Source organism: Streptomyces sp. NPDC001222 (assembly GCF_042896945.1).
Lineage (GTDB): Bacteria > Actinomycetota > Actinomycetes > Streptomycetales > Streptomycetaceae > Streptomyces > Streptomyces gibsoniae.
Window position 1 is genome coordinate 24,103 of sequence record NZ_JBIAXT010000049.1, and the last position, 23,203, is coordinate 47,305.

The window sequence follows — 23,203 nt, forward strand, 5'->3', positions numbered from 1 at the left end:
GCCACCGTACAGCCTGTGTCACTCGCCGCTCTTGCGTGCGGTCTCCTGCCGCTGCCGCTCCACGGCAGCCTTCACCAGCCCGGCGAACAGCGGGTGCGGCCGGGTCGGGCGGGAGCGCAGCTCGGGGTGGGCCTGGGTGGCCACCAGGTAAGGGTGCACATCGCGCGCGTACTCGACGTACTCCACGAGCTTGCCGTCCGGGGAAGTGCCGGAGAACACGATGCCGGCCTTCTTCTCCAGCTCGGCCCGGTAGGCGTTGTTCACCTCGTAGCGGTGGCGGTGGCGCTCCTCGACGTACTCCTTGCCGTCGTACACCTCGCGCACGATCGACCCCTCGGCCAGCTTGGCCGGGTACATGCCGAGCCGCATGGTGCCGCCCATGTCGCCCTCGCCGGCGACGATGTCCATCTGCTCGGCCATCGTGGAGATGACCGGGTGACCGGTGGCCGAGTCGAACTCGGTGGAGTTCGCGTCGGGGATGTCGGCGAGGTTGCGCGCGGCCTCGATCACGATGCACTGCAGACCGAGGCAGAGGCCCAGCAGCGGGATCTTGTTCTCGCGGGCGTAGCGGATGGCGCCGACCTTGCCGAGCACACCGCGGTCGCCGAAGCCGCCGGGGATGCAGATGCCGTCCACGTCGGCGAGCTGCGCCTTGGCACCGGCCGGGGTCTTGCAGTCGTCGGAGGTGACCCACTTGATCTTCACGCGCGCCTTGTTGGCGAAGCCGCCCGCGCGCAGCGCCTCGGTCACCGACAGATAGGCGTCGGGCAGGTCGATGTACTTGCCGACCAGGGCGAGGGTGATCTCGTCCACGGGGTTGTGGACGCGGTCGAGCAGATCGTCCCAGGTCGTCCAGTCCACGTCACGGAAGGGCAGGTCCAGCTTGCGGACGACATAGGCGTCCAGGCCCTCGGAGTGGACGACCTTCGGGATGTCGTAGATCGAACGGGCGTCCGGGCAGGCGACCACGGCGGCCTCGTCGACGTCGCACATCAGCGAGATCTTGCGCTTGATGGCGGTCGGGACCTCGCGGTCGCAGCGCAGCACGATCGCGTCCGGCTGGATGCCGATGTTGCGCAGCGCGGCCACCGAGTGCTGGGTCGGCTTGGTCTTCAGCTCGCCGGAGGGGCCGATGTAGGGCAGCAGCGAGATGTGCACCACGAAGACGTTGTCGCGGCCGACCTCGTGGCGGACCTGACGGACGGTCTCCAGGAACGGCAGCGACTCGATGTCGCCCACGGTGCCGCCGACCTCGGTGATCACGACGTCCACCTCGTCGGTGGCCATGCGCCGGATGCGGTGCTTGATCTCGTTGGTGATGTGCGGGATGACCTGGACCGTGTCGCCCAGGTACTCGCCGCGCCGCTCCTTGGCGATCACCGTCGAGTACACCTGGCCCGTGGTGACATTGGCGGAGCCGTCGAGGTCACGGTCGAGGAACCGCTCGTAGTGGCCGATGTCCAGGTCGGTCTCGGCACCGTCGTTGGTGACGAACACCTCACCGTGCTGGAAGGGGTTCATCGTGCCCGGGTCGACGTTCAGGTACGGGTCGAGCTTCTGCATCACGACGCGCAGGCCCCGTGCCTTGAGCAGCATGCCCAGGCTGGAGGCCGTCAGGCCCTTGCCGAGCGAGGAGGCGACACCCCCGGTGACGAAGATGTGCTTGGTCGTCGTGGCTGTGCTGTTTCGGAAAGCAGCGGGCGGCATGGCCAAGAGGGGGCTCCCGTGGTCGCGGTCTGAAGTGCGGTGCGGCTCGCCTCCGAAGGATGTCCGGCGGTGCCGTCGCTGCGGTTCGGGGGTTTCGTGCCCACCGGTCCACGGGCTACCAGCGTATCAGCGCCCGGAGGGGCCTGCTTCCGGGCACGCTTCGCGCACATGTGAGCACCGCCCCACCACAGTCGCTCCCACCTCACTCGTTCGGAGCCGTACCGTTGGCCGGACAGGCACGCGGACCCTCCACGTGCGTCGTATCCTGCTCGGACATCGCTGCCGAGCACTTCCGGCAAACGGCACCACCCCCGGCCGTCACCGGAACTACAACAGCTCGTCAGTTCGTTGAACATCGACTGCTTCATTTTCGAATGAGTCGGTGAACAACATCTGTCTCACCGACCCCCTGACCGCAGAGCAACCGCCCCACCTGGGGCGACGTGGCCGTTCGACTGGAGTTGCATTGGCCGGGCGCATCGAAGACTACGCACTCATTGGAGACATGCAGACCGCGGCGCTGGTCTGCCGGGACGGCACCGTGGATTGGCTGTGCCTGCCCCGATTCGACTCCCATGCCGTCTTCGCGGGACTGCTCGGCACAGAGGAACACGGCTTCTGGCGGCTCGGCCCGGCGCACGCGGCGGATGTCGCGCCGCCGCCCGCCACCCGGCGCTCCTACCGCGGTGAGTCGCTGATCCTGGAGTCCGAGTGGGACACCCCGCGCGGCACGGTCCGGGTGATCGACTTCATGCCGCCGCGTGACGGCGCGCCCCAGGTGATCCGGATCGTGGAGGGCGTCACGGGCCGGGTGCCCATGCGCTCGGCGCTGCGGATGCGGTTCTCCTACGGACGAGTGGTGCCCTGGGTGCACAAGCACGAGGGGCGCACGGTGGCCGTGGCCGGGCCCGACTCCGTGTGGTTCGACACCCATGCCGAGACCTACGGCAAGGGACTGACGACGTACGCGGACTTCACGGTCGCCCCGGGTGACCGGATCGCGTTCACCATCTCGTGGCAGCCCTCGCACCGGGAGCCGCCGTCGCTGCCCGAGCCCGAGCAGGCCCTGGAGGCGACCGAGGACTTCTGGTGCGAGTGGGTGGAGCAGTGTACGTACCACGGCCCCTACCGCGAGGCCGTGGTCCGCTCGCTGATCACGCTCAAGGCCCTGACCTACGCCCCGACGGGCGGCATCGTGGCCGCGCCCACGACCTCGCTGCCCGAGGAGATCGGCGGCGTCCGCAACTGGGACTACCGCTACACCTGGCTCCGCGACGCGGCGATCACCCTGTCCTCCCTGCTGCGTACCGGCTATCGCGAGGAGGCGCGGGCCTGGCGCGAGTGGCTGCTGCGCGCCGTGGCGGGCGACCCCGAGAACCTGCAGATCATGTACGGCATCGCGGGCGAACGGGAACTGGGCGAGGCCGAGCTGGACTGGCTGCCCGGCTACGCGAACTCCGCGCCGGTGCGCGTCGGCAACGGCGCCGCGCACCAGTTGCAGCTGGATGTGTACGGAGAGGTCACCGAGGCCCTGCACCTGGCCCATATGACGGGCCTGGCGCGCAACGACTACGCCTCCCTGCTCCAGCTGAAGCTGATCCGCTATCTGGAGCAGCACTGGGACGAGCCGGACGAGGGCATCTGGGAGGTGCGCGGCCCCCGCCGCCACTTCGTGCACTCCAAGGTCATGGCCTGGGTCGCGGTGGACCGCACGATCAAGCTGATCGAGTCCGGGGACGCGGACGGCCCGCTGGAGAAGTGGCGCGAGCTGCGCGACGACATCCACCGGGACGTGTGCGAGAAGGGCTACGACAAGGAGCGCAACACCTTCACCCAGTCCTACGGCTCCAGGGAGCTGGACGCCTCGCTGCTGCTCATCCCGCAGATGGGCTTCCTGCCGCCGGACGACAAGCGGGTGATCGGCACGATCGAGGCGATCCAGCGCGAGCTGTCCACGCCCGACGGCTTCATCCTGCGCTACCCGACCGCGGGCGAGGAGGAGGGCGTGGACGGGCTGCCGGGTGACGAGGGCGCCTTCCTCGCCTGCTCGTTCTGGCTCGCCGACGACCTGGCGATGATCGGCCGCGTGGACGAGGCCCGCAAGCTCTTCGAGAAGCTGCTCGCCCTGCGCAACGACCTGGGCCTGCTCGCCGAGGAGTGGGACCCCCGCCTGGAGCGCCAGGTAGGGAACTTCCCGCAGGCCTTCAGCCATGTGCCGCTGATCGACACGGCACTGCGGCTGACGGCGTCCGGGGCGTACGGGGGCTGAGTACGGCCACCGGGCCCCGAGGCCGCCGCCCCGAGCGGCATCCCTCTTGAGGTCCCCCTCAGCGCACTGCTGAGGGGGACCTCGTGCGTCGGACCGACGTGGCCGCTCAGGCGGGCGCGGGCGGCCAGGCCTGGGGGGAGAGCACGCCGTTGACGTAGGCGCGCGCCACCAGTGCCGTTCTGTTGGTGACGTTCCAGCGCCGGGACAGGCGTGCGAAGTGGTAGTTGATCCCGTCCGCCGTCAGGCCCACCTCGGTGGCGATTCGGGTGCTCGTGAAGCCCGCCGCCGCCAGGGCCAGGATGCGCGCCTCGATGTCGCTGGCCTGTCCGGACGCCCGGGTCTGCGGGGCCGGCGGCTCGGCGGGTGCCTCGAAGGCGCGCAGGACCAGGAGCAGACGGAGGGGACCGTCGGGGGCGTTGCCGACCACCACGTCGATGGTCATCTCGCCCCGGCGTTCCTCGCCGGCGGCCGGGCGCCAGCTCACCTCGACCGGATACCGCGCCCGACGGCGCAGCCGCAGCGCTTCCGAGAGGGGATCGAGCCGCCGCTCCGCCGTCGGACGGAACAGGTCCAGGGCGCGGCGCCCGACGAGGCGGCCGGCGAGTGTGCCCCACTCCGAGGCCATGGCGCGGTTGGCGGAGAGGATGACGCCCTCCGCGTCGCAGAAGGCGACGGGCAGCGAAATCCGGTCGAACAGTGCTGTGGCCTGGTTGCGCCAGTAGACCGCCTGGTCGGCGTCCGGCGCCGGCAGGGTGCCGGACCCGCCCGGCTCGCTCGGCTCGTCGCCCGTTCGGCGCTCAGGGGTGTCCATCTTTCGATCCCGCCGCCGGCTACCTCAGGTGTGGAGGGATGGCAACCTCCAGCACACCGATACCTCTACAAGACTTTGTAGCACCGGCACGGCGACCCGCACCCCGACGGCCGCACGGTGGATGAGTGACGCTACGGACGCCCAGGAGTGACGCCTCCGGCCGATCGCCGTACGTCGAGCAGTTGATCCGCCTCGTCTCCACCGGCCGCCTCGACCTCGCACCCTCCATCACCGCCCCGGCTGGAACGCAAGGAGGGGGACCCGATCCGCCTCGTACTCGTCCCCTGAGCCGCACCCGCACTTCTCCCAGTCCGCACCGCACCACGACCTCTGCCTGCTAGGAAACGACCTCCATGCACCACAAGCGCGCCGGCCGCCATATGGGCCACCTGATCATCCCGCACCCCACCGTCCGCGCCGTGACAGTCCACCTGCTCACCCCGGTGCTGATGTGCCTCGGTATGGGCCTGGCCTACATCGGCGCCTTCCATGCGCCGCAGGACCACGCGCACGGGCTGAAGGTCGCCGTGGTCGGCGCCTCGGCACGCGACCGGCTGCTGGCCCAGGCGGTCAAGGACAAGGCGGGCGACACGGTGGACGTCACCACCCTGCCCGACCGGGCCACGGCCAGACACCAGATCATGCACCGGGACCTGGTCGGCGCGTACGTGCCCAGCGCCAAGCACCCCGAACTGATCGTCGCCGACGCCAACTCCAGCTCCTCCGCCACCGCGGCACAGGACCTCTTCACCACGGTGGCCGCCCAGCAGGGCGAACCGCTGAAGGTCACGGACCTGTCCCGGCTGCCCAGCGGCGACCCCGGCAATCAGGGCCTGTTCTACGTGATGATCGCGCTGACCATCGGGGCCAACATCTCCGCCATCACCATCAGCGCGGCCGGTGCCACGCTCTCCGTGTGGCTCCGGGCCGCCCTCGGCGTCGGCACCGCGCTGGTGGTGAGCGTCATCGGGGCGGTGCTGGCAGGTCCGGTCTTCCACATCGTCGATCACGACCTGTGGGGGGTGTGGGCCATGGCCTGGCTGTACACGACGGGCACCCTCGTCATCGGCATCGGACTCCACACGTTCCTCAAGCGCTTCACGATGCTGGCCCTCATGGGGCTGTTCATCATGCTCAACTTCACCAGCAGCGGCGGCGTCTTCGAACCCGAGCTGCAGAGCGGCTTCTTCGGCGCGCTGCACGCCTTCTGGAACGGCGCCGGCTTCGTCGAGGGCGCCCGCAGCCTGCTCTACTTCCCCTCGGCGGCCCTGGGCGGCCGGATCCTCTCCCTCGTGCTCTGGCTGGTCGCGGGCCTGCTGCTCCTGGCCGCCGCCGCGGCAGTCGAACGGCGCGGCACCCCTGCCCCGGCGCACCTCCCCGCGCCGGAGACGAGCGCCGAGGAGGAGATGAGCGGGGCCCTCGCGGTGTGAACACCCGGGCGGCCGCCCGCCGTCAGGTCGGAGCGCGGGCTGTCCCGGAGCCGGCCGAGCAGGACCGGCGCGCCGGCCCCGCCTAGGCTGAAGGCAGTTCTGTTCTGTCCCCTGCGGGAAGGGGGCCCGCCGTCATGGCTCCCCTTTCGAAGGCGGGCGCGGCGCTCGCCGCTCTTCGCGCGGGTCTGGAGGGAGAGGTCCTCGCTCCGGGAGATCATGGCTACGACGAGGCCCGCACCGTCTTCAACGCGATGATCGACCGCCGCCCGGCCGTCATCGCACAGTGCGCGGACGAGGCCGATGTCATCCGGGCGGTGCGGTTCGCCATGGACCTCGATCTGAAGATCGCGGTCCATGGCGGCGGCCACAGCGTGGCGGGCATGGCGGTCAACGACAACGGGCTGGTGGTGGACCTGCGCCGGATGAGCAGGGTCACGGTCCACCCCGGATCCGCGTCGGTACGGGTCGAGGGCGGCGCCCTGATGAGCCACCTCGACCGCGCCACCCAGCCGCACGGTCTCGCGACCACGGGCGGCCGGATCTCCACGACCGGTGTCGGCGGCTTTGTGCTCGGTGGCGGAACCGGCTGGCTGGACCGGGTCTTCGGGCTCGCCGTCGACAATCTGCTCGGCGTGGAGCTGGTGACCTCGGACGGCACCCCGGTCCTCGCGACCGCCGAGGAGCACCCCGAGCTGTTCTGGGCGCTGCACGGCGGCGGCGGGAACTTCGGCGTCGCCACCGCGCTCACCCTCAGGCTGCACGAGCTGCCCGCGTTCTCGATCGCCCTGCTGATGTTCCTGCCGGAGAGGGGGCCCGAGGTGGTCCGCGCCTACCGCGACCTCCTCGACACCGGCCCGCCGGAAGTGGGGGGCGCCGTGCAGTACGTGACCGGGCCGCCCGCCCCGTTCGTCCCCGAGCACCTGGTGGGGACGCTGCTGTGCGGTGCGCTGGTCACCTACGTCGGCGACGAGGACGGGCTGCGCAAGCTCGCCGGGCCGCTGCTGGCCCTGCCGCACGAGTCCGAGGTCGTCGCCACGATGCCGTACGCCGACGCGCAGTGCCTGCTCGACGTTCCGCCCGGGCTGCGCAACCACTGGTCGGTCGAGTACGTGCACGCCCTGCCGGACGAACTGGTCGACGCGTTCTGCGCCCGCGCCCCCTCGATGCCCGTCCCCTCGGCCTGTCAGCAGGTGCTGTTCCCGCAGGGCGGCGCGATCGCCGCCGGTCCCGCCGACTATCCGGTCCCCTACCGGGACGCGCGCTGGGCCGTGCACCCGTTCGGCGTCTGGGCGGACCCGACGGACGACGAGCGGGCCCTGCGCTGGGTGCGGGACGTGCGCGCCGACGCCCGGCCCTGGAGCACCGGGGCGGTCTATCTCAACTTCATCGGGGACGAGGGCAGGGACCGGGTGGTGGCCGGCCTCGGCACCGAGCACCTCAACCGCCTGGCGCGGGTCAAACGCCAGTACGACCCGGACAACGTGTTCCGCTACAACCACAACATCCGGCCCCTCTGACCGGGCGCACGGCCGCCCGACCGGGCCCCCGGTGCGCCCGGGGTGTCCGCGCGGGTAGCGTCACCGCATGGACAGCCGTTTCGACCCCCAGGGGCCCCAGGGCGCCGGAATCACCGTGCAGCGGGCGCTGGAGCTGCCCGGGCTGCGCAGCGGACTGCCGGAGGTGCTCGCCGGCGCCGACCGGCTGCACCGTACGGTGCGCTGGGTGCACGCGGGCGAGGTCCCGAACATCGCCTCACTGCTGAAGGGCGGCGAGCTCCTGCTGACCACGGGCTACGGCCTCGGCACCCGCCCCGCCGACCAGCGCGCGTTCGTCCGCACCCTGGCCGAGCGCGGTATCGCGGCCCTGGTGGTGGAGCTGGGCCCGCGCTTCACCCGGCTGCCCGCCGCCCTGGTGGAGACGGCCCGCACCGCCGGGCTGCCGCTCGTCCAACTGCATCGCGAGGTGCCGTTCGTGACGGTCACCGAGGAGATCCACACCGAGATCGTCAACGGGCACTACGCAGTGCTCCAGCGGGCCGAGGAGGTGCACCGCCGGTGCACCGAGGCGCTGCTCTGCGGGGGCGGGGTACCGCAGGTCCTGCAGATCCTGGCCGACTTCGGCGGCAACCCGGTGTTCCTGGAGACGGCCGACGGCAGGCTGCTGTACGCCGCCGGGAACGGGCCCGCGGACACGGATCCGCTCCAGGTGTGGGAGGGGCTGCGCGGACAGCACAAGGACACTCCCCCGGCCGGCACCGTCATCGTGGACGTGCCGGGGGGCGGACCGGGCACGGGCTCGGTACGGGCCCGGCTGGTGCTGCTGCCGGTCGCCGCGCCGGTGGCGCCGGTGCACCGGATCGCCGCCGAACGGGCCGCGGGCATCCTCGCGGTGGTGCTGATGCAGGCCCGGCAGGAGGAGGAGCTCGCGGCGCGCGGGCGCGGCGACTTCCTCACCGACCTCGCCGAGGGCCGGATCACCGCCGAGGACGCGCCCGCCCAGGCCCGGGTGCTCGGCTTCAAGCCGGGCGGCGGCCCGCTGCTGCCGGTGGTGATGCGGCTGGCGGACGGCCCCGCGCCGGGCGGCGGGGGCTGGGCGGTGCTGGCGCGGGCGGTCGCGGAGGAGCTGGGGTCGGTGGGCGTGCCGGTCCTGCTCGGCGTGCGGCCGGTGGAGGGCCGGGTGCCGCTGTTGCTGGGACTGCGCTCGGAGTCGGAGCGTTCCGCGGTCGCCGACCGGGTGGCCGCGGCGCTGCGGGCCGGGGTGGAGCGGGCCGGTATGCAGCGGCCGGGCGCCCGGCCGCCGGTCGTGGTGGTCGGGGTCGCGGGCGGCTGGGCCGCGGCGTCGGCCGGACTGCGGCACGCGGCGGAGACCGCGGCGGCGGCGCAGGGACTGCCGGAGCGTCCCTGGCACGACGCCCGGCGCCTCGACATCGACCTGCTGCTGTGGCGGCTGCGGGACCATCCGGACCTGGCGGCCTTCGTGGACCGCGCGATCGGTCCGCTGCGCGACCACGACCACCGCTCCCGGCCGCCGCTGCTTCCCACGCTGGAGACGTATCTCGCGCACGCGGGCCGCAAGGCGGAGACGGCCCGCGAGCTGCATCTGAACCGGCAGACCCTCTACAACCGGCTGGCCCGGATCGGGGAGTTGCTGGGCACGGACCTCGACGACCCGCAGACGGTGCTGGCCCTGAGCCTGGCCCTGCAGGCGCGCCGGCACGTTCCTCAGGGGTAGGCCCGGGCCTCACGGATAGGGCCGGACCTGCGTCAACTCGTCGTAGACGCTCAGCACCTGGGCCACGGTCTCGTCCTCGGTGGGCCAGGCCGCGGCCTGCCGGACGCCCCTCTCCCGCAGCAGCTCACGGCGCGCCGGGTCGTCGAGGAGCCGTACGACGGCGGTGGCGAGCGCCTCCGCGTCGCCGTAGGGGACGAGTTCGGCCGCGTCGCCGACGAGTTCGCGAACACCCCCGACGGCGGTGGCGACGAGCGGCACGCGCGCGTGCAACGCCTCCTGCGCGAGCACGGACCGGGACTCCCAACTGCTGGGCAGCAGGGCCAGATCGGCGGCGGCGAGCAGTTCGCCGACGTCCTCACGCCGCCCGACCAGCCGCACCGGCAGCTCCTCGTCGTCGATGCGCCGCTGCAGCACCGTCCGCAGCGGCCCCTCCCCCGCGACGACGACCAGGGGCACCGGGTCGAGGCGGCGCCAGGTGCGGGAGGCGTCGAGCAGCACATCGTATCCGCGGTACCGCTCCAGGGAGCCGACCGCCATCAGCAACGGCCGGTCCGTCGCGCCCAGTTCGGCCAGGGTCTTGGAGCGCAGCCGTTCCGGGTCGTCGTCCTCGGGGGACATACGGGCCGCCGGCAGGGCGACGGCGGCGAGCCGGGCGTCCCGCGCGCCGCGGCGGCGGGCCCGGTCGACCAGGTCCGAGGACGTCCCGAGGACGACGGTCGCGGCCCTGGCCACCCGCCGCTCCAGCAGGCGCCTGAGATGGGCGCGAGCGCCTTCGGCGTGCGCCCGCGTGTGCCAGGTGACCACGAAGGGGGTGCGCCGCCCGCCCAGCGCGAGCGCGGCGCGCAGGCCCGCGTGCAGTCCGTGCGCGTGCACCAGGTCCGCATCGGCGCAGACGCCGCGAAGTGCGGTGAGGGAGGCGGGATCCGTACTGCGGGGTACGGGGACGTGCTGGGCGCCGACGCCGCTGAAGTCGTAGGTGCGCTCGGCCTCAAAGGGGGCGCACACGGTCACGTGCACGCCCCTGGCGACGAGCCCCGCGGCCAGGGACCGCACATGCGCACTACTGCCGGCACTGCCCCCGCCGAGCACCTGCACGGTGCGCAGCGGTGTCCGGCCGTGCGCTGAGTGGCTGCTCGCGAGGCTCACGTGGCCGGGGCTCCTGGTTCGGCATCGGGCGGTCACGAAGAAACGTACAGAAGGATCGCGCGGTGGGCGTGGACCGCGCGAGATGCTCCGCGGATGGCTCAAGCATGCCAGGGAGCGGGGGTGGTGCGGCACCGGCGGAGGACCGCGACGACGGCGGACCGAGCGAAGGGGGGCGCGCCCGGTCACTCCCCCGAGTGAGGGCGCGTGGCGGGCTCAGGTGGTGTGTGCGGGCGCTATGGACGTGGTGAGCCGGGGTGAGCCGGTTCCCCAGGTCCGTGCCGCCTCGGTCACCTTGTCCCCGAACGCGGCCGCGGCGACGAACGCAGCCGCGTGGGCGAGGAGCCCGGCCCGGCCGCCCGGCCGCTCGACGCCGTTCAGGCGGGGCGATCCCCAGCCGGCGGCCACGGCGGCCCCGAGGGCGGCGCCCAGCGCATGGGCCCCGGTGTCCCCGAGCATCGCCCGCTCGCCCAGATCGTCGGGCAGCACCGCGGCGGCGGCCCCCGCCACGGCGGCGCACAGCTCCCCGCCCGCTCCCGCGCGCAGCAGCCCCGGAGCCCCGAGGGCGAGGACGGTCCCGGCGGCCCGGCCCGGCCGCACGTCCACGAGGTTGACGAAGTGCGCGGCCCCCGCGATCACCACACCCGCGAGCGCCTTGTCCAGCGGCCGCCGCTGCAGTACGGCCCCCGCGGCGAGCGCCGCCGCGGAGATCCCGAACAGCTTCACCGCGCCGCTGGTGACCTCGCGGTCCCGCAGGGCCGACAGATGCGCCCGGAACCCGCGCCGGGGATCCCCGGCACCGGCGACGTCGTCGTAGGCGCCACAGGCACCGGCGGCGAGCACCGCGAGTCCGGCGGCCGGACGGACCCGCCCGGCGCCGAGCGCGACGGCCACGGCCGAGGCGGGCCCCGCGTACAGCTCGACGGTCCGCCCCGCGTGATTCGTCCGCTCCCAGCGGCCGGGCCCGCCCGGCGCCAGGGCGCGCAGGGCGGTGGTGGCGGCGCGGGTGACGGCCGCGGCGCGGACGAACGAGACGGTCCTGCGAGAGCGCATGATCATCCCGTCACCCTACGGGAGCCGGCCGGCAGCGCTTCCTGCCAGGGAGCGTTTCGAAAGCAGCGTCGTCCGCCCGAAGGGCGGGCCCCGCGGCGTCCGGTGCGGCGCGTCGCAAGACGGAGGGTCGTCCGCCCGAAGGGCGGGCCCCGCGGCGTCCGGTGCGGCGCGTCGCAAGGCGGAGGGTCGTCCGCCCGAAGGGCTGGCCCCGCGGCGTCCGGTGCGGCGCGTCGCAAGGCGGAGGGTCGTCCGCGTACTGGGTGTACGCGGCCGATCCCGACAACGCGGCGAGGCCCCGTACCGGACGCCGCGGGCCGGACGGGACTTTCGAAACAGCCCTAGCCGTCCGCCCGCGCCGTCGCCAAGAGCTCTTCCGCGTGCGCCCGGGCGGTCTCCGAGTCCTCCTGGCCCGCCAGCATCCGGGACAGCTCGCGGACGCGGTCCTCGCCCTCCAGCACCTTCACGCCCGACCGGGTCACCGACCCGTCGTTCGTCTTCTCCACCAGCAGCTGCCGGTCGGCGAACGCCGCGACCTGCGGCAGATGGGTGACGACCACGACCTGCGCGGTCTTTGCGAGGCGGGCCAGACGCCGCCCGATCTCGACCGCCGCCTTGCCGCCGACGCCCGCGTCGACCTCGTCGAAGAGGTAGGTGGGCACGGGGTCCGTCCCCGCGAACACGACCTCGACCGCGAGCATCACCCGGGACAGCTCACCGCCCGAGGCGCCCTTGGCGATGGGCCGCGGCGGCGCGCCCGGGTGGGGCGCGAGCAGCAGCTCGACCTCGTCGACGCCCGACGGCCCGTACGCGACCGTACGCCCGCCGACCTCGACGCCGTCCGGGTCGTCCGTCTGCCGGAGCTCGAACGACACGCGCGCGTGCGGCATGGCGAGCGAGGCCAGTTCGGCGGTGACGGCGGCGGCGAACCGCTCGGCGGCCTCCGTCCGCGCATCGGTCAGCGCCTGGGCGAGCGCGCCCAGTTCGGTGCGCAGCCCGTCCCGTTCGGCGGTCAGCTCCTCGATCCGGTCGTCGTCGCCGTCGAGTTCGGTCAGCCGCGCGGCGCTCTGCTCGGCCCAGGCGAGCACGGCGCCCACGTCCTGGCCGTACTTCCGGGTCAGCGCGGTGAGGGCGGCCCGCCGCTCCTCCACGGCCGCCAGCCGCAGCGGATCGGCGTCGAGGTCGTCGGCGTACCCGGCCAGCTCCCCCGCCACATCGCCCAGCAGGATCCCGATCTCCCCGATCCGGTCGGCGAGCCCCGCCAGCGCCGGATCGTGCGACCGCACCGCCTCCAGGGCCCGGTGCGCGCCCGCGACCAGGGTGGCCGCGTCGACGCCCTCGGGGTCCTCGGGATTGCCGGCGAGCGCCGCGTGTGCGGCGGTCGCCGCCGACGCGAGCGCCTCCGCGTGCCCGAGCCGCTCGGCCTCCTCGGCCAGCTCCGCGTCCTCGCCGGCCCGCGGCTCCACGGCCGCGATCTCGTCGAGCCCGAAGCGCAGCATGTCGGCTTCCTGGGCCCGTTCCCGGGCCCGCGTGGTGATCTCCTCCAGCTCGAGGGAGACAGCTCGCAGCCGCCGGTAGGCCTCGCCGTACTTGGCGAGGGGCGTGGCGACGGCGTCACCGGCGTACCGGTCGAGCGCCTGCCGCTGCCGGGACAGTTTCAGCAGGCCCTGCTGGTCGGTCTGCCCGTGCACGGCGATCAGCTCGTCGGCCAGCTCCGCCAGTACCCCGACGGGCACGGAGCGGCCGCCGAGGTGGGCCCGCGAGCGTCCCTCGGCGGACACGGTGCGGCTGATCAGCAGCGCCCCGTCGTCCAGCTCGGCCCCGGCCTCTTCGGCGCGTACGGCGGCGGAGGCGCCCGGGGACAGGGTGATCCGTCCCTCGACGACCGCGTTCTTCGCGCCGATCCGCACGAGCGCCGGGTCCGCGCGCCCGCCGAGCAGCAGACCGAGGCTGGTGACGACCATGGTCTTGCCCGCGCCCGTCTCACCGGTCACGGCGGTGAAGCCGGGTGACAGCTCGACGACCGCGTCGTCGATGACTCCGAGCGACCGTATCCGCATCTCCTCCAACACGGAGAAGACCATACGAGGTCGGGCTGGGGATGTGCGAGCGGCCCTGTCACCCCGGAGGGGGACACCGCGCTCCCGCATACCCAGCCCGCACCCTTCAGTGGGGCTAGTGGGGCGCTCCCCGCCACCCGGACACCGGCAGGGCGAACTTGGCCACGAGGCGGTCGGTGAACGAGGCGTGGTGCAGCCGGGCCAGCCGTACCGGCACCGCTCCCCGCCGCACCTCGACCCGCGCGCCCTGGGGCAGCTCCACCGTGCGCCGTCCGTCGCACCACAGCACCCCGTGCGGGGTGTCCGGCTGCACCTCCACGGCGAGCACGGAGTTGGGCGAGGTCACCAGCGGCTTGGCGAACAGCGCGTGCGCGCTGATCGGCACCATGAGCAGGGCCTCCACCTCGGGCCACACCACGGGCCCGCCCGCGGAGAAGGCGTACGCGGTGGATCCGGTCGGGGTGGCGCACACGATGCCGTCGCAGCCGAACCCGGTCACGGGCCGACCGTCGATCTCCAGGACGACCTCCAGGAGCTTCTCGGCGGAGACCTTCTGCACGGCCGCCTCGTTGAGCGCCCAGTCGGTGTGCACGATGTCGCCGTTCTTGTGCACGACGACGTCGACGGTCATGCGCTCCTCGACCTCGTACGCCTTCATCACCACCCGGTCGACGACCCGGTCGAGGTCGTCGCGCTCGGCCTCGGCGAGGAAGCCGACCCGGCCCAGGTTGATGCCGAGCATCGGCACCCCGGAGGCGCGGGCGAACTCGGCGCCGCGCAGCAGGGTTCCGTCACCGCCGAGCACGATGAGCAGTTCGCACCCGTCGAGGCACTGCGGAGTGGCCTCCTTGACCAGCTCCACCTCCTCCGGCAGCGGCAGGTCGGCCGCCTCCGCCTCCAGGACCCGTACGCCGATCCCGCACCGCACGAGACCCTTGACCACCAGCTCGGCGCTGCGAATGGCCGCAGGCCGCCCGGTGTGGGCGAGCAGGAAAACAGTACGAGCTGAGTTCTGTGTCAACGCGGCCCCTCCGCCACTGCACGGTCAACATCGGCCGGGTCCAGAGCGGGTGCCCCGGCTCGCAGCCACAGAAAGTACTCGACGTTGCCCGAGGGTCCGGGCAGGGGACTGGCCGTCACGCCCTTCACGCCGAGTCCCAGCTCCCCGGCCCGCTCGGCCACCCCGCGCACGGCCTCGGCACGCAGCTCGGGGCTGCGCACCACACCTCCGCTGCCGAGCCGTTCCTTCCCCACCTCGAACTGAGGCTTGACCATCATCACCAGGTCGGCATCCGGCTTCGTGCACCGCACCAGGGCGGGCAGCACCAGTCCGAGCGGGATGAAGGACAGATCCCCCACGACAAGATCCACAGGTTCCCCATCGATCGCTTCGAGCGTCAACTCCCGTACGTTCGTACGGTCCTTGACGGTGACGCGTTCATCGCTCCGGAGCGACCAGGCCAATTGTCCGTACCCGACGTCCACGGCGACGACCTGGGCGGCGCCCGCGCGCAGCAGGACGTCGGTGAAGCCTCCGGTGGACGCGCCGGCGTCCAGCGCGCGCCGCCCCTCGACCGTCAGGCCCTCGGGCACGAAGGCCTTCAGCGCGCCTGCCAGCTTGTGGCCGCCCCGGGACACGTACTCGGGATCGCTGTCGTCCTGCACGACGACGATGGCGGCGGCGGTCTCCACCTGGGTGGCGGGCTTGGTCGCGACGGTCTTGCCGACGGTGACCCGGCCCGCGGCGATCAGCTGGCTCGCGTGCTCGCGCGAGCGCGCGAGCTTCCGGCGGACCAGCTCCGCGTCCAGACGGCGGCGTGCCACTCCTGCCACGTTCGGTTCAGCTCCTGTTCTCGTACGGTCATCTGACTGGTGCGACCCGAAGGGTCTCATTGAGGGGTGGTGGTCGGGTGACGGGCGGGGGCCGGGGGCCCCGGGCGGGCGTCGAGTGCGGTGAGCACGTCACGCAGCCCCTGGTGTACATCCTCGTACACCTCGACATGGCCGTCCGTGGCGAGGTGGTCGGCGTCGGCCAGCCGCTCCAGCCGGGCGTCGACCTCGGCGTTGCCGGTCGGGGTCCGGTCCACGTGCAGCGGGGCCGGGGCGGCCGGGTCGTGCTCGGGTTCGGCCGCAGGTTCCACCGAGGACGCGGGGTCGGCCTGCGCCGCTGCCGCCTCCGCCGCGGTCACAGAGTCGCTCATGCCCCGACGCTACCTCGTGGCGCTGAGGTACCGTCGCTCACGATGGCCACCATTGAGGAGTGCCGCAGGGCACTCGAAAAGTTTTCGGACACCCTGGCGGGCGCCGACGGGGACGTGCGGGCGGCCGCGGCCCTGGACCGCTCGCTCAGCTGCCGTATCACCGATCTGGACGTCACCTTCGTCGGCCGCCTCCAGGACGGCCGGATCCGCGTGCTCGACACGCTCCAGGGGCCGCCGCCCGACAAGGCACAGATCAGGCTCGCGATGACCGGCGACGACCTGCTGGAGATGGTCGACGGCCGGCTGCACTTCGCGAAGGCGTGGGCCTCGGGCCGGGTGAAACTGGAGGCGGCCCTGCTGGACCTGCTGCGCCTCAGAAAGCTCCTCTAGCCACTCCGGCGGCGAGCCGCCTCCCCGGCCCCCGTGGCGGCTCAGGCCGCCTCCTCCGCCGCGACGCGCGTACGTGCCCTGCGGGCCGCCGGGACCACCAGCGGGGTGCCGGTCTCCGGGTCGTCGATGACCTGGCAGCGCAGCCCGAAGACCTTCTCGACGAGCTCCGCCGTGACGATGTCCTTCGGCGCCCCCTCGGCGACGACCTCGCCGTCGCGCAGGGCGATGAGATGGGTGGCGTACCGCGCCGCGTGGTTGAGGTCGTGCAGCACCGCGACCAGCGTCCGTCCCTGTGTCTCGTGCAGTTCGGCACACAGGTCGAGTACGTCGATCTGGTGCTGGATGTCGAGATAGGTGGTCGGCTCGTCGAGCAGCAGCAGGGGGGTCTGCTGGGCGAGCGCCATGGCGATCCACACCCGCTGCCGCTGGCCCCCGGAGAGTTCGTCGACGTAGCGGTCGGCGAGTTCGTCGACCCCGGTCTGCGTCATCGACTCCCGGACGACCCGCTCGTCCTCGCCGGACCACTGGCGCAGGATCCCCTGGTGCGGATAGCGCCCCCGGGCCACCAGGTCTCCGACGGTGATCCCGTCCGGCGCGATCGAGGACTGCGGCAGCAGGCCCAGGGTCCGTGCGACCTTCTTCGCCGGCATCGACTGGATGACCTGGCCGTCCAGCAGCACCCGCCCCTGGGACGGCTTGAGCATCCGGGACAACGCCCTCAGCAGGGTGGACTTGCCGCAGGCGTTGGGCCCGACGATCACGGTGAAGGAGTTGTCGGGGATCTCCACGGACAACCGCTCGGCGATCACGCGCCGGTCGTACGCGAGGGTGACGTCGTCGGCGGAGAGGCGGTTCACGGTGCTCCTTGTGTCGTTCGTTTCGGGTCCGTCCAGGGCGCTCGGGGCACTCATACGCGGCCCGCCCGGCGCTCGGTGACCAGCAGCCACAGCAGATAGAGACCGCCCAGGACCCCGGTGACCACGCCCACGGGCAGCTGGTCGGCGCCGAAGGCCCGCTGCGCGGTCCAGTCCGCGACGATCAGCAGGGTGGCGCCCATGACCATGGAGGCCACGAGGTTCGGCCCGGGCGAGCGGGTCAGCCGGCGGGCGAGCTGCGGCGCGGTGAGCGCCACGAATCCGACCGGGCCCGCGGCGGCGGTGGCTCCCGCGGTGAGCAGCACGGCGGACACCATCAGCAGCACCCGTACGCGCTGGACGCGCACCCCGAGGGCGTATGCGACGTCGTCGCCCATCTCCGTCATCCGCAGCCCCCGGGACTGGCCGAGGACGAGCGGTACGAGGACCGCGCAGAGCGCGAGCAGCGGCCACACCTGGTCCCAGTCGCGCCCGTTGAGGGAGCCGGTCATCCAGACGACCGCGCGGGCCGCGTCGACGAGGTCGGCCTTGGTGAGCAGATAGCCGTTGACCGCGGTGACGACGGCGCTGACGCCGATGCCGACCAGGACCAGCCGGTAGCCGTGCACGCCCTGCTTCCAGGCCAGCAGATAGATGGCGAACCCGGTGGCCAGTCCGCCGACGAGCGCGCCGAGGGCGACCTGGGTCGCGCTGCCGGAGAACAGCACGATCACCACGAGCGCCCCGGCCGTCGAGCCCTGCCCGAGGCCGAGTACGTCCGGACTGCCCAGCGGATTGCGGGAGATGGACTGGAACAGGGCCCCGCCGAGCCCCAGTGAGGCACCGACCAGCAGGCCGATGAGCACCCGGGGCAGCCTGAGTTCGGTGACGATGAACTCCTGGCCCGGGTTGCCGCCCCCGAACGGCGTTCTGAGGACGTCGCCGGCCGGGATCGAGAAGTCGCCGGTGCCGATCAGCAGGACGCTCGCGGTGAGTGCGGCGGCCAGCAGCAGGACGACGACGGAGAACGCCCGGAGGTCGAGGCGCGCGGAGAGCCCGCCCGGGGTGCGCAGGGCACGGGTGGTCTTCACAGCTGCGCCGTCCTGCGTCGTCGTACGAGGAAGATGAAGACCGGGCCGCCGATGATCGCGGTCACGATGCCGACCTGGAGCTCGGCGGGCCGGGCGACGACACGGCCGATGACGTCGGAGCCGAGCAGCAGCACAGGCGACAGCACGGTCGCGTACGGCAGGATCCAGCGCAGGTCCGGGCCGGTGAAGGACCGTACGGCGTGCGGGACCATCAACCCGACGAACACGATCGGGCCGCAGGCCGCGGTCGCCGCACCGCACAGCACGGTGGCGGCGGCCATGGCGAGGGCGCGGGTGCGGTTGAGGCCGGCGCCGAGGGCGCGGGCGGTGTCGTCGCCCATCGCCACGGCGTTCAGCGGCCGGGCGAGACCCAGCGCGAGGACCGTGCCGGCCACGAGGAAGGGCAGGACCTGCCGGATGGTCGAGTCGGTGGCCGAGGCCAGCGAACCGACCGTCCAGAAGCGCATCTTGCCGAGCGCCGCGTCGTCCGTGATCATCACGGCCTGGAGATAGCCGTAGAGCGCCGCGCTGATCGCGGTCCCGGCGAGCGCGAGCCGCACCGGGGTGGCGCCCCGGCTGCCGCCGAGGAACCACACCAGGGCCCCGACGGCGGCCGCGCCGAAGAAGGCGAACCAGACATAGCCGCTCAGGCTGGTGACGCCGAAGTAGGTGATGGCGGTGACGACCGCCGCGGACGCGCCCGCGTTGATGCCGAGCAGTCCCGGGTCGGCCAGCGGATTGCGGGTGAGCGCCTGGAGAACGGCACCGGACAGGCCGAGGGCGGCGCCGGCGAGCAGTCCCAGCACCGTCCGCGACAGCCGGTCGCCGACGACCACGTCGGCATAAGTGCCCGAGTTGTGGAACAGACCGTGCCAGACCTGCTGCGGCGAGAGCCCCTTCGCCCCGACCGCGATGCTCGCCAGCACGACGAGCGCCAGGATCACCAGCGAGAGGAGGAGCCCAAAGGACCGTATCGCCCGGCGGGTTGGGGGCGCGGGGGCGGTCTCCGCGCGAGGTTCGGGAGGACTGTCGACCAACACGAGGTTAGGTTAGCCTACCCTCGCTAGTCGCTGGAGGGCCGCCCTCCCGGCTCACAGGCCCAGTCGCGCCAGCGCCTTCCCCCCGTCCAGCTCGCAGACGCCGTCGCCGGCCGCGGTCCAGGCCGCCGCGCACAGCGCCCGCAGCCCGTCCAGGGCCTCGCCCTCGCCCGTCAGTTCCAGCTGTTCCCGGCCCGCCGTCGCCGTCCAGCCGCCGCAGCGGAAGCCGTCGCCCGCCGGCTCCACCTCCGGCTGACCGGTCAGCAGCCCCCGCAGATCAGCGTCCACATAGGTCGGCCGGTGGTGCACGGGAGCGGCCAGCAGCTGGGCGCCGTCGGTCACCCCGGTCAGCACGAGCAGCGAGTCCACCTCGCCGTTGAACGCGCCCTCGATGTCCGTGTCGAGCCGGTCCCCGACCACCAGCGGCCGCCGGGCACCGGTCCGCAGGATCGTCTCCCGGTGCATCGGAGGCAGCGGCTTGCCCGCCACCTGCGGTTCGGCACCGGTCGCGATCCTGACGACCTCCACGGCCGCCCCGTTGCCCGGTGCGATGCCGCGCGCGCTCGGGATCGTGAGATCGGTGTTGGACGCGAACCAGGGCAGCCCGCGCGCGATGGCGTAGCACGCCTCGGCGAACCGCCCCCAGGCCAGCTCGGGCCCACCGTATCCCTGCACCACGGCTACCGGATCGTCGTCGGCCGATTCCACGGGCTCGAGCCCGCGCTCCCGCAGCGCGACGCGCAGCCCCTCACCGCCGATCACCAGCACCCGCGACCCGCCGGGCACCTGCTCACTGATCAGCCGGGCGACCGCCTGCGCCGAGGTGACCACGTCCGACGCCTCGGCCGGTATCCCCAGCTCGGTGAGGTGCACGGCCACCGCGTCCGGCGTGCGCAGCGCGTTGTTCGTCACGTACGCCAGATGCATGCCGCCCGATCGAGCGGTCCCGAGCGACTCCACGGCGTGCACGATCGCCCGGCCGCCCGCGTACACCACCCCGTCCAGGTCGAGCAGCGCCGTGTCGTACGCCTCGCTCAGGGGGCGCGCACTGCCCTCGGGCCGCGTCCTGACGGTCTGGCTCATTGCACATCGCTCCTCGTTCGCTCGTTTCCCCGATCATCCCCCACGGCACTGACACACTTACGATGCATCAATGAACACTGCAGGTCCCAGGGACGTACCGGCGGGCAAGGGCCTTGAACTGACCCCTTTCCGGGGCCTGCGCTACGACCCCGACCGGGTCGGCAGCCTCGCCGCGGTCACCTCGCCGCCGTACGACGTCGTCGTACGCCCGGACGGGCTGCTGCACCTCGAATCGGCGGATCCGCACAACATCGTCCGTCTGATCCTGCCCCAGGCGGCCACCCCGGCGGCACGCAACAAGCAGGCGGCCCACACCCTGCGCCGCTGGCTCGACGAGGGCGTCCTCAGGGCCGACGCCGAACCCGGTCTCTACATCTACGAACAGCGCGGCAACGGGCTGCTCCAGCGCGGAGTGATCGGCGCGCTGCGTGTGTCGCAGCCCTCGGACGGTGTGGTCCTCCCCCATGAGGACGTGATGCCGCATGTGATCGCCGACCGTGCGGCCCTGATGCGCGCGACATCGGCCAACCTCGAACCCCTGCTGCTGACCTACCGGGGCAGCGGAGACGCGACCGGCGCGGGGGCCGTCATCGAACGCACCGCCGAACGTTCACCGCTGCTGCGCACCACCACGGAGGACGGTTTCAGCCATCGTCTGTGGGCGGTCACGGATCCGGCCGAGGTCGCCGAGATCCAGTCGGAGCTGGCCCAGCACCAGGCCCTCATCGCCGACGGCCACCATCGCTGGGCGACGTATCTGCGTCTACGCGCGGAGCACGGCTCCCCCAGCCCCTGGGACTACGGACTGGTCCTCCTCGTGGACACCGCCCGATACCCCCTCCGGGTGCGCGCGATCCACCGTCTTCTGCACCGCCTCCCGGTGGCCGACGCACTGTCCGCCCTCACCGGCCTGTTCCGCGTCCGCGACCTGGCCGTCCCCCTGCCCGAGGCCCTGGACGCGCTGGCGGAGGCGGCCGGCCACGGCAACGCCTATCTGCTGGCGGGCGACGGCACCTTCCATCTCGTGGACCGGCCGTCCCCTGAACTGCTGGCCCGTACGGTGCCCGCGGACCCGCCGGAGGCCTGGCGCACCCTGGACGCGACCGTCCTGCACCGGACGCTGCTGGAACACCTGTGGCGCATCCCCGAGGACTCGCCGGAGCACATCGCCTACATCCATGACACGGCCGCCACGGTCGAGAAGGCCGAGCGCATCGGCGGCACGGCCGTGCTGATGCACCCGGTCCGCGAGGAGGTCGTACGCGAGCTGGCCCGCCAAGGCGTGACGATGCCCCGCAAGTCGACGTCGTTCGGTCCGAAGCCGGCGTCGGGGCTGGTCCTGCGGACCCTGACCCTGACCTCCTGAGGCACCCCGGAGACACGAAGGGGCGGGATCCCTGTCGGATCCCGCCCCTTTCGGTGTGCGAGGGTCAGTCCCGGTCCCCGGCGCCGCGCTCGGTGCCGTCCTCGGCGTCCTCGACGTCCTCGACGTCCGCGGTGTCCGCGGTGTCCGCGGTGTCCGCGGTGTCCGCGGTGTCCGCGCTCGACGGCTCGGAGGAGGACCCGTCGCCGTCGTCCCCGCCGAGGCCGGCCTCGTTCTTGTCCGCGTCGTCCGCCGTCTCGTCGAGCGCGTCGACGAACTCCACGCCGTCCAGCTCGGCGAGCCGGTCGGAGGCGTCCGTGCTGCCGTCCTTGTCGGACTCGACGGCCTTGGCGAACCAGTCACGCGCCTCGTTCTCCCGCCCGGCGGCGAGGAGGGCGTCGGCGTACGCGTACCGCAGTCGCGCGGTCCACGGCTGCACGGAGTTGGACGCCAGCTCCGGGCTCTGCAGCGTCACGATGGCGGCGTCGAGCTGCCCCATGTCACGGCGCGCCCCGGCGGCGACGAGCCGCATCTCGACCTGACCGGCCTTGTCGAGCTTGTGCACCTCGGGCGCACCGGCCATGTCCAGCGCCTTCTCCGGCCGGCCGAGGCCGCGCTCGCAGTCCGCCATGAGAGGCCACAGATCGATGTTCCCGGTCATCCGCCGGGCCGCCCGGAACTCGGCGAGCGCCTCGCCGTACTTCTGGTTGGCGTACGCGGCGAAGCCACCGGCCTCGCGCACGGCGGCGACACGGGACGCGAGCCGCAGCGCGACCTTCGAGTAGGCGTACGCGCCCTCGGGGTCCTCGTCGATGAGCCTGGCCACCATCACCAGGTTCCTGGCGACGTCCTCCGCGAGGGTCTTGGGCAGGCTCTGCAGCTCCTGCCGTACGTCCTTGTCGATCTCGTCACCCGTGACGTCCTCGGGGATCGGCAGCCGCTTGATCGGCTCCCGGTCACGATCCCGCTCGTCACGGAACCGGCCGCCACCGCGACGGTCATCGCGCCGGTCGTCACGACGGTCGTCACGGCCTCGGAAGCCACCGGGACGGCCGCCTCGGTCGTCGCGGCGGGGGCCGCGCGCACCGCGGTCGTCACGGCGAGGGTAGCCGCCGCGGTCGTCACGGCGGGGGTAGCCGCCGCGCTCGTCTCGCCTGTCGTCGCGGCGGTCATCACGCCTGTCGCCACGCTCGACGCCACGGTGGTCATCGCGCCGGTCGTCACGGCGGCCGTAGCCACCCCGGTCGTCACGGCGCTCGTCGCGCCTGTCGTCACGGCGGTCATCGCGACGGAAGCCACTCCGGTCGCCACGGTCCTCGCCACGCCGGTCGTCACGGCGGTCGTCCCGGCGACCGAAGCCACCGCGCTGATCGTCACGGCGGAAGCCGGGACGGTCACCACCGTCACGGCGGAACCCGCCACGGTCGTCGTCACGGCGGAAGCCCGGACGGTCACCACCGTCACGGCGGAACCCGCCACGGTC

At 72.9% G+C, this 23,203-nt stretch carries 20 protein-coding genes; 7 read left to right on the forward strand and 13 right to left on the reverse strand.

The window, feature by feature from the left end; all coding sequences use genetic code 11:
* Positions 1–18 precede the first annotated feature (18 nt).
* The gene (locus tag ACFY2Z_RS38150) at positions 19–1,707 is read right to left on the reverse strand and encodes a CTP synthase (protein WP_390748590.1); all 1,689 of its coding nucleotides are present in this window, start codon (positions 1,705–1,707) and stop codon (positions 19–21) included.
* 466 nt (positions 1,708–2,173) lie between these two features.
* Here ACFY2Z_RS38150 and ACFY2Z_RS38155 point away from each other — a divergent pair, with 466 nt between their 5' ends.
* Complete coding sequence (locus ACFY2Z_RS38155; protein WP_390748591.1) at positions 2,174–3,976, forward strand: glycoside hydrolase family 15 protein; 1,803 nt, start codon at positions 2,174–2,176, stop codon at positions 3,974–3,976.
* 106 nt (positions 3,977–4,082) lie between these two features.
* Here ACFY2Z_RS38155 and ACFY2Z_RS38160 read toward each other — a convergent pair whose 3' ends face one another.
* On the reverse strand, positions 4,083–4,787 hold the full coding sequence (locus ACFY2Z_RS38160; RefSeq protein ID WP_390748592.1) for a helix-turn-helix transcriptional regulator: 705 nt from the start codon (positions 4,785–4,787) through the stop codon (positions 4,083–4,085).
* 353 nt (positions 4,788–5,140) lie between these two features.
* Between ACFY2Z_RS38160 and ACFY2Z_RS38165 the strand changes: the two genes are divergently transcribed.
* From ACFY2Z_RS38165 to ACFY2Z_RS38175, 3 genes are all read left to right on the forward strand, one after another.
* Positions 5,141–6,217 carry a hypothetical protein gene (locus ACFY2Z_RS38165; protein WP_390748593.1) on the forward strand — a complete coding sequence of 359 codons (1,077 nt, stop codon included), beginning with the start codon at positions 5,141–5,143 and terminating at the stop codon, positions 6,215–6,217.
* A 134-nt stretch (positions 6,218–6,351) separates the two neighbouring features.
* Positions 6,352–7,734, forward strand: a complete 1,383-nt coding sequence (locus ACFY2Z_RS38170) for an FAD-binding oxidoreductase (protein ID WP_390748594.1) — start codon at positions 6,352–6,354, stop codon at positions 7,732–7,734.
* A gap of 67 nt (positions 7,735–7,801) precedes the next feature.
* A complete protein-coding gene (locus ACFY2Z_RS38175) occupies positions 7,802–9,448 on the forward strand; it encodes a PucR family transcriptional regulator (RefSeq protein ID WP_390748595.1) in 1,647 nt (548 codons plus the stop codon).
* 9 nt (positions 9,449–9,457) lie between these two features.
* Here ACFY2Z_RS38175 and ACFY2Z_RS38180 read toward each other — a convergent pair whose 3' ends face one another.
* The 6 genes from ACFY2Z_RS38180 to ACFY2Z_RS38205 form a co-directional block, all read right to left on the reverse strand.
* Positions 9,458–10,594: a glycosyltransferase family 4 protein gene (locus ACFY2Z_RS38180; RefSeq protein WP_390748596.1), complete on the reverse strand. Its 1,137-nt coding sequence runs from the start codon at positions 10,592–10,594 to the stop codon at positions 9,458–9,460.
* Positions 10,595–10,807: 213 nt separating this feature from the next.
* Positions 10,808–11,650 (reverse strand): hypothetical protein, encoded by an 843-nt coding sequence (locus tag ACFY2Z_RS38185; protein WP_390748597.1) that lies wholly within the window; start codon positions 11,648–11,650, stop codon positions 10,808–10,810.
* 332 nt (positions 11,651–11,982) lie between these two features.
* Positions 11,983–13,725: a DNA repair protein RecN gene (gene recN, locus ACFY2Z_RS38190; protein ID WP_390748598.1), complete on the reverse strand. Its 1,743-nt coding sequence runs from the start codon at positions 13,723–13,725 to the stop codon at positions 11,983–11,985.
* 91 nt (positions 13,726–13,816) lie between these two features.
* A complete protein-coding gene (locus tag ACFY2Z_RS38195; RefSeq protein WP_355924172.1) occupies positions 13,817–14,722 on the reverse strand; it encodes an NAD kinase in 906 nt (301 codons plus the stop codon).
* Complete coding sequence (locus tag ACFY2Z_RS38200; protein WP_390748599.1) at positions 14,719–15,534, reverse strand: TlyA family RNA methyltransferase; 816 nt, start codon at positions 15,532–15,534, stop codon at positions 14,719–14,721. The genes ACFY2Z_RS38195 and ACFY2Z_RS38200 overlap by 4 nt, the downstream gene beginning before the upstream one ends.
* 56 nt (positions 15,535–15,590) lie before the next feature.
* Positions 15,591–15,902 carry a hypothetical protein gene (locus tag ACFY2Z_RS38205; RefSeq protein ID WP_390748600.1) on the reverse strand — a complete coding sequence of 104 codons (312 nt, stop codon included), beginning with the start codon at positions 15,900–15,902 and terminating at the stop codon, positions 15,591–15,593.
* Positions 15,903–15,944: 42 nt separating this feature from the next.
* Between ACFY2Z_RS38205 and ACFY2Z_RS38210 the strand changes: the two genes are divergently transcribed.
* Positions 15,945–16,292 carry an SCP2 sterol-binding domain-containing protein gene (locus tag ACFY2Z_RS38210; protein WP_390748601.1) on the forward strand — a complete coding sequence of 116 codons (348 nt, stop codon included), beginning with the start codon at positions 15,945–15,947 and terminating at the stop codon, positions 16,290–16,292.
* A gap of 41 nt (positions 16,293–16,333) precedes the next feature.
* Here ACFY2Z_RS38210 and ACFY2Z_RS38215 read toward each other — a convergent pair whose 3' ends face one another.
* Genes ACFY2Z_RS38215 through ACFY2Z_RS38230 form a run of 4 tightly spaced genes read right to left on the reverse strand, consistent with a single transcriptional unit; the run spans position 16,334 to position 20,357 of the window.
* Positions 16,334–17,203: an ABC transporter ATP-binding protein gene (locus tag ACFY2Z_RS38215; RefSeq protein ID WP_390748602.1), complete on the reverse strand. Its 870-nt coding sequence runs from the start codon at positions 17,201–17,203 to the stop codon at positions 16,334–16,336.
* A complete protein-coding gene (locus ACFY2Z_RS38220) occupies positions 17,200–18,237 on the reverse strand; it encodes a FecCD family ABC transporter permease (protein WP_390748603.1) in 1,038 nt (345 codons plus the stop codon). Before ACFY2Z_RS38220 ends, ACFY2Z_RS38215 begins: the two co-directional genes overlap by 4 nt.
* Positions 18,234–19,277, reverse strand: a complete 1,044-nt coding sequence (locus ACFY2Z_RS38225) for a FecCD family ABC transporter permease (protein WP_390748604.1) — start codon at positions 19,275–19,277, stop codon at positions 18,234–18,236. Before ACFY2Z_RS38225 ends, ACFY2Z_RS38220 begins: the two co-directional genes overlap by 4 nt.
* A gap of 51 nt (positions 19,278–19,328) precedes the next feature.
* Complete coding sequence (locus tag ACFY2Z_RS38230) at positions 19,329–20,357, reverse strand: HAD hydrolase-like protein (protein WP_390748605.1); 1,029 nt, start codon at positions 20,355–20,357, stop codon at positions 19,329–19,331.
* Between the two features lie 70 nt (positions 20,358–20,427).
* On the opposite strand from ACFY2Z_RS38230, the gene ACFY2Z_RS38235 reads away from it, so the two are divergent.
* Positions 20,428–21,723, forward strand: coding sequence for a DUF1015 domain-containing protein (locus ACFY2Z_RS38235; RefSeq protein WP_390748606.1), 1,296 nt, complete (start codon positions 20,428–20,430; stop codon positions 21,721–21,723).
* A gap of 64 nt (positions 21,724–21,787) precedes the next feature.
* Here the strand turns inward: ACFY2Z_RS38235 and ACFY2Z_RS38240 are convergent, their stop codons facing one another.
* Positions 21,788–22,657 (reverse strand): hypothetical protein, encoded by an 870-nt coding sequence (locus ACFY2Z_RS38240; protein ID WP_390748607.1) that lies wholly within the window; start codon positions 22,655–22,657, stop codon positions 21,788–21,790.
* Between the two features lie 264 nt (positions 22,658–22,921).
* Between ACFY2Z_RS38240 and ACFY2Z_RS38245 the strand changes: the two genes are divergently transcribed.
* A partial coding sequence (locus tag ACFY2Z_RS38245; protein ID WP_390748608.1) for a hypothetical protein occupies positions 22,922–23,203 on the forward strand: 282 nt, incomplete at its 3' end.